This window comes from Sphingomonas sp. CARO-RG-8B-R24-01, from assembly GCF_022662295.1.
Classification (GTDB): domain Bacteria; phylum Pseudomonadota; class Alphaproteobacteria; order Sphingomonadales; family Sphingomonadaceae; genus Sphingomonas.
In genome coordinates, this window is the sequence record NZ_JAKNQI010000006.1 from 143,758 (window position 1) to 157,863 (window position 14,106).

The 14,106-nt window shown below is 68.8% G+C and carries 12 protein-coding genes; all 12 read left to right on the top strand.

Translation table 11 applies throughout. The features are described 5' to 3' along the window. Nucleotides 1-80 precede the first annotated feature (80 nt). Entirely contained in the window at nt 81-1,835 is a 1,755-nt protein-coding gene (bchB, locus tag L8G49_RS13060; RefSeq protein WP_242186260.1) for a ferredoxin:protochlorophyllide reductase (ATP-dependent) subunit B, read from the top strand. After that, on the top strand, nt 1,825-5,529 hold the full coding sequence (locus L8G49_RS13065; protein WP_242186262.1) for a magnesium chelatase subunit H: 3,705 nt from the start codon (nt 1,825-1,827) through the stop codon (nt 5,527-5,529). Before bchB ends, L8G49_RS13065 begins: the two co-directional genes overlap by 11 nt. A gap of 11 nt (nt 5,530-5,540) precedes the next feature. Further along, nucleotides 5,541-6,431 carry a ferredoxin:protochlorophyllide reductase (ATP-dependent) iron-sulfur ATP-binding protein gene (gene bchL, locus L8G49_RS13070; RefSeq protein ID WP_242186264.1) on the top strand — a complete coding sequence of 297 codons (891 nt, stop codon included), beginning with the start codon at nt 5,541-5,543 and terminating at the stop codon, nt 6,429-6,431. A 169-nt stretch (nt 6,432-6,600) separates the two neighbouring features. Next, nucleotides 6,601-7,284: a magnesium protoporphyrin IX methyltransferase gene (bchM, locus tag L8G49_RS13075; RefSeq protein ID WP_242186265.1), complete on the top strand. Its 684-nt coding sequence runs from the start codon at nt 6,601-6,603 to the stop codon at nt 7,282-7,284. Beyond that, a complete protein-coding gene (locus tag L8G49_RS13080) occupies nt 7,281-8,780 on the top strand; it encodes a BCD family MFS transporter (RefSeq protein WP_242186266.1) in 1,500 nt (499 codons plus the stop codon). The genes bchM and L8G49_RS13080 overlap by 4 nt, the downstream gene beginning before the upstream one ends. 17 nt (nt 8,781-8,797) lie before the next feature. Next, nucleotides 8,798-9,583: a photosynthetic reaction center subunit H gene (puhA, locus tag L8G49_RS13085; RefSeq protein ID WP_242186267.1), complete on the top strand. Its 786-nt coding sequence runs from the start codon at nt 8,798-8,800 to the stop codon at nt 9,581-9,583. Next, entirely contained in the window at nt 9,580-10,230 is a 651-nt protein-coding gene (puhB, locus tag L8G49_RS13090) for a photosynthetic complex putative assembly protein PuhB (protein WP_242186268.1), read from the top strand. The genes puhA and puhB overlap by 4 nt, the downstream gene beginning before the upstream one ends. Beyond that, a complete protein-coding gene (gene puhC / locus L8G49_RS13095; RefSeq protein WP_242186269.1) occupies nt 10,227-10,721 on the top strand; it encodes a photosynthetic complex assembly protein PuhC in 495 nt (164 codons plus the stop codon). Before puhB ends, puhC begins: the two co-directional genes overlap by 4 nt. Further along, nucleotides 10,718-11,014, top strand: coding sequence for a hypothetical protein (locus L8G49_RS13100; RefSeq protein ID WP_242186270.1), 297 nt, complete (start codon nt 10,718-10,720; stop codon nt 11,012-11,014). The genes puhC and L8G49_RS13100 overlap by 4 nt, the downstream gene beginning before the upstream one ends. Then, nucleotides 11,011-12,072, top strand: coding sequence for a magnesium-protoporphyrin IX monomethyl ester (oxidative) cyclase (gene acsF / locus L8G49_RS13105; protein WP_242186271.1), 1,062 nt, complete (start codon nt 11,011-11,013; stop codon nt 12,070-12,072). The genes L8G49_RS13100 and acsF overlap by 4 nt, the downstream gene beginning before the upstream one ends. Then, nucleotides 12,069-12,869, top strand: coding sequence for a putative photosynthetic complex assembly protein PuhE (gene puhE / locus L8G49_RS13110; protein ID WP_242186272.1), 801 nt, complete (start codon nt 12,069-12,071; stop codon nt 12,867-12,869). The genes acsF and puhE overlap by 4 nt, the downstream gene beginning before the upstream one ends. Continuing rightward, nucleotides 12,866-14,086: a 5-aminolevulinate synthase gene (hemA, locus tag L8G49_RS13115; protein WP_242186273.1), complete on the top strand. Its 1,221-nt coding sequence runs from the start codon at nt 12,866-12,868 to the stop codon at nt 14,084-14,086. The genes puhE and hemA overlap by 4 nt, the downstream gene beginning before the upstream one ends. Nucleotides 14,087-14,106: the final 20 nt, after the last annotated feature.

Consider the following 14,106-nt stretch of genomic DNA (forward strand, 5'->3'; position numbering starts at 1 on the left):
CTGTTGCTTCGGACGACCCGCGTTGCGCACGGCGGCGTGGCGCGACCGGCCTTCGCCGGGGTGACGGGAGCGGAGGCGTCATGCAGCTGACCGTCTGGACCTATGAAGGCCCGCCGCATGTCGGCGCGATGCGGATCGCGACCGCGATGGAGGGCGTGCATTACGTGCTCCATGCGCCGCAGGGCGATACTTACGCCGACCTGTTGTTCACGATGATCGAACGCCGCGGCAAGCGCCCGCCGGTGACCTACACGACCTTCCAGGCGCGCGATCTCGGCAAGGATACCGCCGCCTTGTTCCAGACCGCGGTGCGCGACGCGGTCGACCGGTTCGCGCCGCAGGCGCTGCTGGTGGGGGCGTCGTGCACCGCGGAACTGATCCAGGACGATCCGGCGGGGCTGGCGTCGGCGTTGCGGCTGCCGATCCCGGTAATCGCGCTCGAGCTGCCGAGCTATCAGCGCAAGGAGAATTGGGGCGCGGCGGAGACCTTCTATCAATTGGTGCGGGCGATGTGTTCGGGCGCTCCCGCCGGTACCGTTGCCACCCCCCCGGCGAAGGCCGGGGCCCAATCGCGGGACGGTGGTAACGAAGTCCTGTCCGCGCCAACATCGACCTTCGCCAATGGGCCCCGGCCTTCGCCGGGGGGGAGCCGTCCCGTGCGCAAAAAGGCCAACATCGTCGGCCCGACCGCGCTGGGCTTCCGCCACCGCGACGATGTCGTCGAGATCACCCGACTGCTCGAAACGCTCGGGATCGGGATCAACGTCGTCGCCCCTTTGGGCGCGACCCCGGCCGATCTTGCGCGGCTGCCCGACGCCGATTTCAACATCAGCCTCTATCCCGAGATCGCCGACACCGCGTGCCGCTGGCTCGAGCGGACCTATGGGCAGAAGACCGTCCGCACCGTCCCGATCGGGCATGGCGCGACGCGCGACTTCATCGCAGAGGTCGCGGCACTCGCCGGGGTCGACCCCGCCGCCGCGCTCGATACGTCGCGGCTGCCGTGGTGGAGCCGGTCGGTCGACTCGACCTATCTGACCGGCAAGCGCGTCTTCATCTTCGGTGATGCCACGCACGCGGTTGCCGCTGCGCGGGTGGCGCGCGACGAGTTCGGGTTCGAGGTGGTCGGGCTCGGCTGCTACAATCGCGAATTCGCGCGCGAGATCCGCACTGCCGCTTTGGTGTACGGGCTCGAGCCGCTGATTACCGACGATTATCTCGCGGTCGAGGAGGCGATCGCGCGGCTCCAGCCCGAGCTGGTGCTCGGCACGCAGATGGAGCGGCACATCGCCAAGCGGCTGCGGATCCCGTGCGCGGTGATCTCGGCGCCGGTCCATGTCCAGGATTTCCCCGCGCGCTACAGCCCGCAAATGGGGTTCGAGGGCGCGAACGTGCTGTTCGACACCTGGGTCCACCCGCTGGTGATGGGGCTGGAGGAACATCTGCTGACGATGTTCCGCGATGATTTCGAGTTTTCGGACCATGCCGGTGCGAGCCACCTGGGGCATGGCGCCTCCCCGATCCTCCCCCGGGAACCGGGGGAGGGGGACCGTGAGCATTCAGCGAACGGTGGAGGGGGAGCAACCGCGGTTGTTTCGCCCAGCGCCAGCCCCCTCCACCACTCGGCTGAAGAAGCCGAGCGGTCCCCCTCCCCCGCTGACGCGGGGGAGGAACAGGAGGGATGGTCGCCCGAAGCCGAGCGCGAGCTGCTGAAGATCCCGTTTTTCGTGCGCGGCAAGGCGCGGCGCAACACCGAACGCTATGCCACGGAGCACGGCATCGCCGCGATCACGCTCGACACGCTCTATGACGCAAAGGCGCATTATGCCCGCTAGCGCACCCCGCCCCGCCCCAAGCGCGAACACCGCCGTCCGCGTCGTGATCGTCACGCTCGACAACCATCTGTCGGGCGCGGTGCAGCGCGCGCAGGTTCAGCTCGCACGGGAAAATCCGGGCGTCACGATTGGCTTCCACGCCGCCGCCGACTGGGAGGAGAACCCCGCCAGCCTCGCCGTAGCGCGCGAAGACATCGTGCGTGGCGACGTCATCCTCGTGACGATGCTGTTCCTAGAGGATCATATCCGCGCGGTCCTGCCGCAGCTCCAGGCGCGGCGCGACGACTGCGACGCGATCGTCGGGCTGATGTCGGCGGGCGAGGTGGTCAGGCTCACGCGGATGGGCGACTATCGCATGGACAAGCCGAGCGGCGGGATGCTCGCGCTGCTCAAGAAACTGCGCGGATCGCCCAAGCCCGGCGCGAGCGGCGGCGCCAAGCAGATGGCGATGCTGCGACGGCTGCCCAAATTGCTCCGGTTCGTGCCGGGCACCGCGCAGGACGTCCGCGCCTATTTCCTCACGATGCAATATTGGCTCGCCGCGTCGGACGACAATGTCGTCGACATGGTCCGCGCGCTGGTCGATCGCTATGCCGCCGGGCCGCGGCTCGGCTTGCGCGGCACGATGAAGCCGCATGCCCCGCGCGACTATCCCGAGGTCGGGGTCTATCACCCCGCGCTGCGCGACCGGATCGCCACCACCGCGACCGAGCTTCCGCGCCGCCGCGGGGCGAAGGGGACGGTCGGGCTGCTGATGCTGCGCTCCTATGTGCTCGCGAACGACGCGGGCCATTATGACGGGGTGATCGCGGCGATCGAGGCGCGCGGGTTCGACGTGATCCCGGCGTTTGCGGGCGGGCTCGACGGGCGCCCCGCGATCGAGGCGCTGTTTATGCGCGACGGGGTCGCGACGGTGGATGCCGTGGTCAACCTCACCGGGTTCAGCCTGGTCGGCGGGCCGGCGTATAACGATGCGGCTGCCGCCGAGACGATCCTCGCGACGCTCGACCGGCCGTATATCGCCGCGCATCCGGTCGAATTCCAGACGTTGCAGGCGTGGGGCGCGAACCGGCAGGGGCTGCTCCCGCTCGAATCGACGATGATGATCGCGATCCCCGAGCTGGACGGGGGGACCGTGCCGATGGTGTTCGGCGGGCGGTCGGACGGGTCGGACACGCCGTGCACCGGCTGCGCGCGGGGGTGCGTCTTCCCGCCCGCGAGCGAAGTGCGCGCGATGCAGACGTGCAGCGAGCGCGCGGAGATGCTCGCCGCGCGGGTCGCTGGCCTGATCGCGCTGCGCCGCGCGGAGAATGCCGAGAAGCGCGTCGGGATCGTGCTGTTCAACTTCCCGCCCAACGCGGGTGCTGCCGGGACCGCGCAATTCCTCAGCGTGTTCGCTTCGCTCCACGCGACGCTCCAGCGGCTGGCGCGCGAAGGCTATCGCGTCGACGTCCCCGCCGATGTCGATTCGCTGCGCGAGGCGATTCTCGGCGGCAATGCCGCGCGGTTCGGGACCGAGGCGAACGTCCATGCGCGGGTGAGCGCGGATACGATCGTCGCGCGCGAGACGTGGCTCGCGGAGATCGAGGCGAGCTGGGGTCCGGCGCCGGGCAAGCTGCAATCGGACGGCACGTCGGTGCAGATCCTCGGGCGGCAGTTCGGCAATGTCTTCGTGGGGCTGCAACCTGCGCTGGGGTATGAGGGCGATCCGATGCGGCTGCTGTTCGCGGGACGCTTCGCGCCGACGCATGCGTTCGCGGCGTTCTATCGCTGGCTGCGCGAGGATTTCCGCGCGCATGCGGTGCTGCATTTCGGGACGCACGGCAGCCTCGAGTTCATGCCGGGCAAGCAGAGCGGGCTGAGCGCCTCGTGCTGGCCCGACCGGCTGATTGGCGATCTCCCCAACATCTATCTCTATGCGGCGAACAATCCCTCGGAAGGCGTGCTCGCGAAGCGGCGGTCGGGGGCGACCCTGGTGTCGTATCTGACGCCCGCGCTGACCAATGCGGGGGTGTACAAGGGGCTTGCGGCGCTCAAGGCATCGGTCGAGCGGTGGCGCGTGGCGGCACCGGGGAGCGACGAGGCGCGCGATCTGGCGGAGCTGATCCGCGATCAGGCGGACGCGCTCGATCTTGGCGGTGCTCCCGCGCAGGGGGATGCGTGGATCGCGGACCTCGCCGCCAGACTTTACGAAATCGAGCGCGAGCTCATTCCGCAGGGGCTCCACGTCGCAGGCGAGGCGGCGACTCGCGAGGAGCGGATCGCGATGATCGCGGCGTCCTCTGATGCACGGGGGGAGACGCTGGCGCAGGACGTGATCGTCGCGCTGGTCGATGGCGCGCTCACGCCCGACACGCCGTTGCTCAAGGACATGGCCGCGCTCGACCGCGCCTTGTCCAGCAATGCCGAGATCGACGGGATCGTCGCCGCGCTTGGCGGACGGTATATCCACCCGGTCACCGGCGGCGATCTGCTGCGCAGCCCGGAGATCCTGCCGACGGGGCGCAATATCCACGGGTTCGACCCGTTCCGCATCCCCTCGGCCTATGCGGTGCGCGATGGGGCGGCGCAGGCGCAGCGGCTGATCGACCGCAGCCTCGCCGATTCGGGGCACCTCCCCGAGACGGTGGCGATGGTGTTGTGGGGGACCGACAATCTCAAGAGCGAAGGCGCGCAGATTGCGCAGGCGCTCGCGCTGCTTGGCGCGCGGCCGCGGTTCGACAGCTACAACCGGCTTGCGGGGGCGGAGCTCGTCCCGCTCGAAGACCTGGGGCGGCCGCGGATCGACGTCGTCGTCACGCTGTCGGGGGTATTCCGCGACCTGTTGCCGCTCCAGACGCGGATGCTGGCGCAGGCAGCCTTGCTCGCGGCGGAAGCGGACGAGCCGGATGCGCGGAATTTCGTCCGCAAGCACGCGCGTGCGCACGCCGCCGCGCACGGCTGCGACCTCGAGACCGCGGCGCTCCGCGTCTTCTCGAACGCCGAGGGCGCTTACGGCGCGAACGTCAATCTGATGATCGACACCGGCGCATGGACCGACCCCGACGAACTCGCGGACAGTTTCGAGCGGCAGAAGGGGTTTGCGTACGGCGTGAAGGGTGCGCCGGTGCGGCAGGCGGAGGTCCTGAAGGCCGCGCTCCAGACCGTCGATTGCGCCTATCAGAACCTCGAGAGCGTCGAGCTCGGCATCACCAGCATCGACCAATATGTCGACACGCTCGGCGGGATCAGCCGCGCGGTGACGCGCGCCAAGGGCGGGCAAACCGCCCCGGTCTATATCGGCGACCAGACGCAAGGCACCGGCAAGGTCCGCAGCTTGCAGGAACAGGTCGCGCTCGAAACGCGGACTCGCGTGCTCAACCCGGTGTGGACCGAGGGGCTGCTGCGTCACGGTTATGAGGGCGTCCGCCAGATCGAGGGCAGCGTCACCACGACGATGGGCTGGTCGGCGACGACCGGCACAGTCGACCCCTGGGTCTATCAGCGGATCAGCGAAACCTATGTGCTCGACGCAGCGATGCGCGAACGGATCGCCGCGCTCAATCCAAAGGCGTCCGCGCGCGTCGCCAACCGCCTGATCGAGGCGAGCGAGCGGCATTACTGGTCCCCCGACGCGGCGACGCTCGCCGCACTCCATGCCGCCAGCGATGAGCTCGAGGATCGTCTCGAGGGCATCGTCGCGGTGGCGGCTTGAAGGAATTTTGCATGGCCCTGCTCGACCCACCAATCCGCGGCCTCGACGGCGAAGGCTCGCTCCAGGTCGGGCTCGACCCGAACGACCGGATCGGGAGCGCGAAGGTGTTCGCGGTCTACGGCAAGGGCGGGATCGGCAAGTCGACCACCTCGTCCAACCTCTCCGCCGCCTTCTCGCTGCTCGGCAAGCGCGTGTTGCAGATCGGCTGCGACCCGAAGCATGACAGCACCTTCACGCTGACCAAGAAGCTGATGCCGACCGTGATCGACGTGCTCGAGACGGTCGAATTCCACGCCGAGGAATTGCGGCCCGAGGATTATATGTTCGAGGGGTATAACGGCGTGATGTGCGTCGAGGCGGGGGGCCCGCCGGCCGGGACCGGGTGCGGCGGCTATGTCGTCGGACAGACGGTCAAACTGCTCAAGCAGCATCATTTGCTCGAGGAGACCGACGTGGTGATCTTCGACGTGCTCGGCGACGTGGTGTGCGGCGGGTTTGCCGCCCCCTTGCAACATGCCGAGCGCGCGGTGGTGGTCGCGGCGAACGATTTCGACAGCATCTTCGCGATGAATCGGATCGTCGCGGCGATCAAGGCGAAGGCGAGGAATTACGACGTGCGGATGGCGGGCGTGATCGCCAACCGCTCGGCGGCGACCGATGAGATCGACCGGTTCAACGCGGCCACGGGGCTCAAACGGCTCGCGCATTTCCCCGATCTCGATGCGATCCGGCGCTCGCGGCTCAAGAAGTGCACGCTGTTCGAGATGGACTCGACGCCCGAGGTCGATGCCGCCTGCCTCGAATACAAGCGGCTCGCCGCGCAGATGTGGGCGGGGTGCGAACCGCTCGATGCGCAGCCGATGAAGGATCGCGAGATCTTCGAATTCCTGGGGTTCGAATGATGCTGCGGTGCGCCCACCCCTCCTTCGTCATCCCCGCGCAGGCGGGGATCCATAGTCGCGAACCGCGGAAACCGCCGCGGGCCGCCCGCCTCATGGATTCCCGCCTGCGCGGGAATGACGGACTTGGAATGTACGGAGTTGGGAATGACGGTCTGAGGAGGCGCGCACGATGACCACCGCGACCTACGACCGCTTCCGCGGCACGCTAGAGACCTATTTCGACCGCACCGCGGCGAAAGCCTGGGAGCAACTCACCTCGGACGCGCCCGTCAGCGGCATTCGCGCGACCGTCCGCGCGGGGCGGACCGAAATGCGCGACACGTTGCTGTCCTGGCTCCCGCACGACATGACCGGTCTCCGGCTGCTCGATGCGGGCTGCGGCACCGGGGCGCTCGCGGTCGCGGCGGCGGAGCGCGGCGCGCAGGTGGTCGCGATCGACGTCGCGGGGAGCCTCGTGCAGATCGCGCGCGACCGCGCACCCTCCACGCTCGCGATCGACTGGCGCGTCGGCGACCTGCTCGACCCTGCGCTGGGACCGTTCGATCATGTCGTCGCGATGGACTCGCTGATCCATTATCCCGCCCGCGACATCGTCACCGTGGTGCAACGCCTGGCGGCGCGCACGCACGGATCGATCCTCCTAACCTTCGCGCCGCAGACGCCGCTGTTGCTGGCGATGCTCGGCATGGGGCGGCTGTTCCCGCGCAGCGATCGCTCGCCCGCGATCCTCCCGGTGCGCGACCGGCGGCTCCGCACGCTGATAAGGACCGCGCTTCCAGACGCACGGATCGGACGCGACCGGCGCGTCTCGGCGAGCTTCTATACTAGCCACGCGCTCGAGGTGCTGCCATGACGCGCGACCTGACCGCACTCAAGGCCACGCTGCGGCGGCGACCGGCACGGGTCGGCACGCTCAGCAGCGGGGCGTTCTGGAACCGGCTCGGCACGCGCTTCCTGCCGTTCGCGGATGCGGCGACCGCCGAGCTGCCGCTCGGACGGTTATTGCGGCTGTCGCTGTTCCAGGTCTCGGTCGGGATGGCGGCAGTGCTGCTGACGGGAACGCTCAACCGCGTGATGATCGTCGAGCTCGGCATGGCGAGCTGGGCGGTCGCGGCGATGGTGTCCCTGCCGCTGGTCTTCGCGCCGCTGCGCGCGCTGATCGGGTTCAAGTCGGATCATCACCAGTCGCTGCTCGGGTGGAAGCGGGTGCCGTACATCTGGTTCGGAACGCTCCTGCAGTTCGGCGGATTCGCGCTGCTGCCGTTCGCGCTGCTGGTGATGACCGGGCTCGGCCATGGACCGGCGATCGTTGGCGAGATCGGCGCGGGACTCGCCTTCCTGATGGTCGGTGCGGGCATGCACACGACGCAGACCGCCGGCCTCGCGCTCGCGACCGACCTCGCGCCACCCGACAGCCGCCCGCGGGTGGTCGCGCTGCTCTACGTCATGTTGCTGCTCGGCATGATGGTCAGCGCGATCGTGATCGGGCGGCTGCTTGATCACTTCACGCCGACGCATCTCGTCCAGATCGTGCAGGGCGCGGCGGTGTTGACGGTGGTGCTCAACGTCACGGCCATGTGGAAACAGGAGCCGCGCCGGCGCGGGGGGACGCAGGGCACGCAAACACCCGCGGCCTTCCGTGAGATCTGGGCGATCTTCATCGCACGGCCGCGAACGCTGCGGCTGCTGGTCGCGACGGGACTTGGTGCTGCCGCCTTCTCGATGCAGGACGTGCTGCTCGAACCCTATGGCGGGCAGATCCTGGGGCTGTCGGTCGGCGCGACGACGTCGCTGACCGCGCTCTGGGCGATCGGGATGCTGTCGGGATTCGCGCTGGCCGCGCGCGCGCTCGGTACCGGGGCGGAGCCGCACCGGCTTGCCGGGTTCGGCGGGGTGGCGGGGATCGCCGCGTTCCTGTGCGTGATCTTCGCGGCCCCCTTGCACGCGACCGCGCTGCTCGCGATCGGCGCGACGGTCATCGGGTTTGGCGGCGGGCTGTTCTCGGTCGGCACGCTGACCGCGGCGATGGCGATTTCGGACGGCGAGGATCTCGACGGGCGTACCGGCCTCGCGCTCGGCGCATGGGGCGCGGTGCAGGCGACGTCGGCGGGGCTGGCGATCGCGATCGGCGCGATCCTCCGCGACGGGGTTTCGGCGGCGGCGCGCGCGCAAGCGCTGGGCCCGACGCTCGCTGATCCGGCGACGGGCTACGGCTTCGTCTACGCGCTGGAGATCGTGCTGCTGTTTGCCGTGCTGGTCGTGCTCGGCCCGCTCGTGCGCCCCGCTACCGACCCGACCCGCATTCGCTTCGGCCAGGATCGCTTCGGCCTTGCAGACTTTCCGGCCTGATCAGGAGGAGACCGACCATGCATCCGACCCTCACCCCCGGCATCGATGTGGCGATGGTGGTATTCTACGCCTTCGTCTTGTTCTTCCTCTGCCTGGTGATCTACCTGCGCCGCGAAGACCGGCGCGAGGGCTATCCGCTCGAGCATGAGGTCACCGGACGGCTCGAATCCGAAGGCGGCTTCTTCCTGACCGCCCTCCCCAAGACCTTCCGGCTGTCGTTCGATCGCGGCACCGTGACGACCCCGACGAAGGGGCGCGAGCCGGTCGAGATCGCGGCGCGCTTCACCGACCGCTTCGCCGGCGCGCCCTATGCGCCGACCGGCAACCCGCTCGTCGACGGGATCGGCCCGGCCGCTTACGCGCAGCGTGCGCACCACCCCGACATCGACATGGAGGGGCATCCGCGGATCGTCCCGATGGGTGTGGCGCTCGATTTCCAGATCGAGCGGCGCGACCCCGATCCGCGCGGGATGCCGATGCTGGGCTGCGACGGTCGTGTCTCCGGGGTGGTATCCGAGCTGTGGATCGACCGTGCCGACCGGCTGATCCGCTACCTCGCGGTCGATCTGGAAATGGGGGGCGCAACGGGGAGCGGCGCGGTGCTCGTGCCGATGATGATGACGAGCATCGATCGCCGGCGCGGTGTCGTGGTGTGCGACGCGATCACCGCCGCGCAATTCGCCGATGCACCGCGGATCGGGGCGACCGAGCGGATCACGCTGTACGAGGAAGATCGCGTGCTCGGCTATTTCGGCGGCGGCTACCTCTACGCCACGCCCGATCGGCAGGAGCCCTATCTGTGACCGAGCATGATCATGAACCGATCCCGGGTTTGCCCGGGCTGCTGCCCGAGGGCGAGCGGATCCTGTGGCAGGGCGCGCCCGGCTGGCGGGTGCTGGCGCGGACCGCGTTCCACACGCGGATCGTGACGGGCTATTTCGTGCTGCTCGCCGGCTGGGCGCTCGGCGCGGCGCTTGCGCACGGGATCCGTGCGATCGGCGATCTTGCGGGCGTCGCGCTGACCGCGGCGTTCGGGCTGCTCGCGGTCGGGCTGCTGCATGCGCTCGCCTGGGGGGCGGCGCGGACGACGCTCTATACGCTGACCAACCGGCGGATCGTGTTTCGCGTGGGCATCGCCTTTTCGAAATGCATCAACCTGCCGTTGCCGCTAGTCGGCAGCGTCGGGCTGGCGCTGCATCCCGACGGATCGGGCGACCTGCCGCTGGCGCTCACCAGTGTGCGCAAGCTCGGGTATATCGCACTCTGGCCGCACGCCCGCCCCTGGCGGCTCGCGACCCCCGAGCCGATGCTCCGCGCGGTACCCGACGCCGAGCGTGTAGCAACGCTGATCGGGCGCGCCTGCCTGGCGGTGCATCCGCAGGGCACGGTGACGCAACCCGCGGTCGTCGCAACGCCCGAGCCCGCGTTCGGGCAGGCGGTGGCGGCATGATCCCGAACCACGCCCGACAGCCGCAGGCCGAACAGCTGCCGCGCGGCGCGCTGATCCTCGCCGGCGTTCTGGTCGGCTTCGCCTTCACGCTCACCGCGGGGATGCGGATCGCGCATGTCCCGCCCGCCGCGTCGCCCGTGTTGCTGCGCAGCACCGACCACATCGCGCCGGTCCGGTCGCGCACCTTGCGTTTCGTCGACGAAGCCGACCGCGGGGTGCGGATCGAGGATATCGGCACGGGCCGCACCGCGTCGGAGATCGTGCCGGGGCAGAAGACCGGCTTCATTCGCGGGGTGATGCGCGGGCTGGCGCGCGAACGGCGGTTGCACGGGATCGGCGGGGGACCACCCTTCACGCTCACCGAATGGCGCGACGGCGAGCTGACGCTGACCGACACCGCGACCGGACGGTCGATCGAGCTCAACGCCTTCGGCACCACCAACCGCGCAGCCTTCGCAGCGCTGCTCGACACCCCGGAGGCCGCACGATGACGCTGTTCCGCCGCACCCGCTTCGACATGCCGTGTCGGATCGACATCGAGCATAGCGACGCCTTCCTGCGCGCGCATGTCGAACTGGCCGGCGGCATCGCGATCAACCCCGGCGACCGGGTGCGCGTCCATGGCGATCCGATCGAGGTCGCGTTCGGCGACTCGCGCGTGTTCGAGCGCACCGCCACGGTCGAGCGCGCCGGCCCGATCGAGCGGCTGTGGACCAGGCTCTGCGGCCATTTCGAGATGACCGAACTCTACGAAGTCAGCTTTTCGGATCGGAGACTGTCATGAATGCCGTCACCCCGATCGTGCCCGCCGACACGCTGCGGATCGCACGACAGGACACCGTGTTGTCGCCGCGCTTCTACACCACCGACTTTGCGGCGCTCGACCGGATCGACGTAGCGCCGGTGCGCGCCGAATGGGACCAGCTGATCGCGGAGATGACCGCCGACCCCAACCGCCGCCACTTCCGCCGCACCGATGCGTTCGACGGGGTGATCGAAAGCCTGCCCGAAGAATTGCGCGAGGAGTTCATCGACTTTCTGGTGAGTTCGCTCACCGCCGAATTCTCCGGCTGCATCCTCTACGCCGAAATCCAGAAGCGCGCGCAGAACCCCGACATCAAGGCGCTGTTCAAGCTGATGAGTCGCGACGAGAGCCGGCATGCAGGCTTCATCAACGATACGCTCAAGGACGCCGGGATCGGCGTGAACCTCGCCTTCCTCACGCGGACCAAGCGCTACACATATTTCCGGCCGAAGTTCATCTTCTACGCGACCTATCTGTCGGAGAAGATCGGCTATGCCCGCTACATCACGATCTTCCGCCATCTGGCGCAGCATCCGCAGTGGCGCTTCCACCCGATCTTCAACTGGTTCGAGGAATGGTGCAGCGACGAGTTCCGCCACGGCGAGGCGTTCGCCATGCTGATGCGGACCGATCCGAAGCTCCTGCGTGGCCACAATGTCTGGTGGATCCGCTTCTTCCTCGTCGCGGTCTATGCGACGATGTACGTGCGCGACCATAACCGCCCCGCGTTCCACGCCGCGCTCGGGATCGAGCCCGACGATTATGACCAGCGCGTCTTCCGCGTCTGTTCGCAGATCACGCGGCAGGTTTTCCCGATCGTGCTGGACACCGATTCTCCGCGGTTCCGCGCCGGGCTCGAGCGGATGCGCCGGATCGCGGCCGGGATCGATGCGGCCAAGGCGCGGGGCGGCGTGATCGGCGGGATCAAGCGGATCGCCCTGATCGGCGCGGCGGGGGTGGCGTTCGCGCGGCTGTACCTAACGCCGGTCGAGCGCAACGCGCTCCCCGCCTCGGCCCGGCTGGTCCCGGCCTGGTGACCGTCCCGCCGCTCCTGTTCGCGCTGGTCATGTGGTTCATCGGGACGGCGGCGGTGGTGTGGCTCGACAGCCGCCCGCGCGCGACGTTCCGCACGAGCTTCACCCTGGCCGGGGTCAGCGCGGTCCTTGCGACGGGCGCGGTCTGGTGGAGCGCGGGCGAGCGCGGGTGGAGCGGCGCCTATATCGGCTTTGCGGCGGCGATCGTGATCTGGGGCTGGCACGAAATGGGGTTCCTGATGGGGTTCGTCGCGGGGCCCAATCGCCTGCCCTGCCCGCCCGGCGCGACTGGCTGGACGCGGCTCCGCCTCGCGACCGCGACCGTGATCCACCACGAACTGGCGATCGCGGCGACCGCGCTGCTGCTGGTCGCGCTGACCTGGGGGCAACCCAACCAGGCCGCGCCGCTGACCTTCCTGCTGCTGTTCGCGCTGCGGCTGAGCGCCAAGTTCAACCTGTATCTCGGCGTGCCCAACCTCAGCGACGAAGTGTTTCCGGCGCATCTGGCCTATCTCAAGAGCTACTTCCGCGTGCGCGCGGGCAACCCGCTGCTCCCCGTATCGATCCTGGGGTCGGCGGCGCTTGCATGCTGGGCGTGGAGCATCGCGGAAGCCGTGCCCGCGCAAAGCGGGCGCGCGGTCACCGCGACCTTGCTGGCCGGTCTCTCCGCCCTTGGCATGGTCGAGCATCTTTTTCTTGTGCTGCCGCTGCGCGATGCCAAGATGTGGCATTGGGCGTCAGCCAACACCAAAGCGGCAGAAGCCGCAGGCAACGACCAGGCGCGGGAGGGTATGCGATGAATTACGAGGCATTCTTTCAGGTTCAGCTCGATACACTGAAGGAAGACGGGCGCTATCGCACCTTTGCCGAACTCGAACGCAAGGCCGGCCAGTTCCCGCGCGCCAGGCATCATACCGAGGGCAAGGTCGACGAGGTCACCGTCTGGTGCTCGAACGATTATCTCGGCATGGGGCAGCACCCGAAGGTGCTCGCCGCGATGCATGCGACGCTCGACGCCTGCGGGGCGGGCGCCGGCGGGACGCGCAACATCTCGGGGACGACGCATGCGCATGTGCTGCTCGAGGCCGAACTCGCCGATCTCCACGGAAAGGAGGCGGCGCTGCTGTTCACCTCGGGCTATGTCTCGAACTGGGCGGCGCTGGGCACGCTCGCCGCGCGCTTGCCGAACTGCGTGGTGCTGTCCGACGAGCTCAACCATGCCTCGATGATCGAGGGGATCCGCCACAGCCGCGCCCAGTGCATCCGCTTCGCGCATAACGACCCGGCCGACCTGGACCGGCGGCTATCCGAGATCCCGGCGGATCGTCCCAAGCTGGTCGCGTTCGAAAGCGTCTATTCGATGGACGGCGACATCGCGCCGATCGCCGAGATCCTCGACGTGTGCGAACGGCACGGCGCCATGTCCTATCTCGACGAGGTCCACGGCGTCGGGCTGTATGGCCCGCGTGGCGGCGGGGTCGCTGAGGAACGCGGGCTGATGGACCGCATCACCGTGATCGAGGGGACGCTGGGCAAGGCGTTCGGGGTGATGGGGGGCTATATCGCCGCCTCCGCCGCCCTGTGCGATTTCATCCGCAGCTTTGCCAGCGGGTTCATCTTCACCACCGCCTTGCCGCCGGCACTCGCCGCCGGCGCGACCGCGAGCATCCGGCATCTCAAGCACAGCGGTGTGGAGCGGGGGCAGCACCAGGCACGGGTGGCGCAGGTGCGGCGGCGGCTCGACGCGATCGGCATCCCGACGATCGACAACCCGAGCCACATCATCCCGGTGATGGTCGGCGATGCGCACAAGTGCAAGATGATCAGCGACTGGCTGCTCGAGCATCACGGCATCTATGTCCAGCCGATCAACTATCCGACGGTCCCCGTCGGGACCGAGCGGTTGCGGCTGACTCCCTCGCCGGTCCATTCGGATGGCGACGTCGACCGGCTGGTCAGCGCGCTGTCGGAAATCTGGTCGCAATGCGCGCTCGCGCGGCGCGCACTGGCCGCGTGATGCTGGCTGCCGGTTAGGGT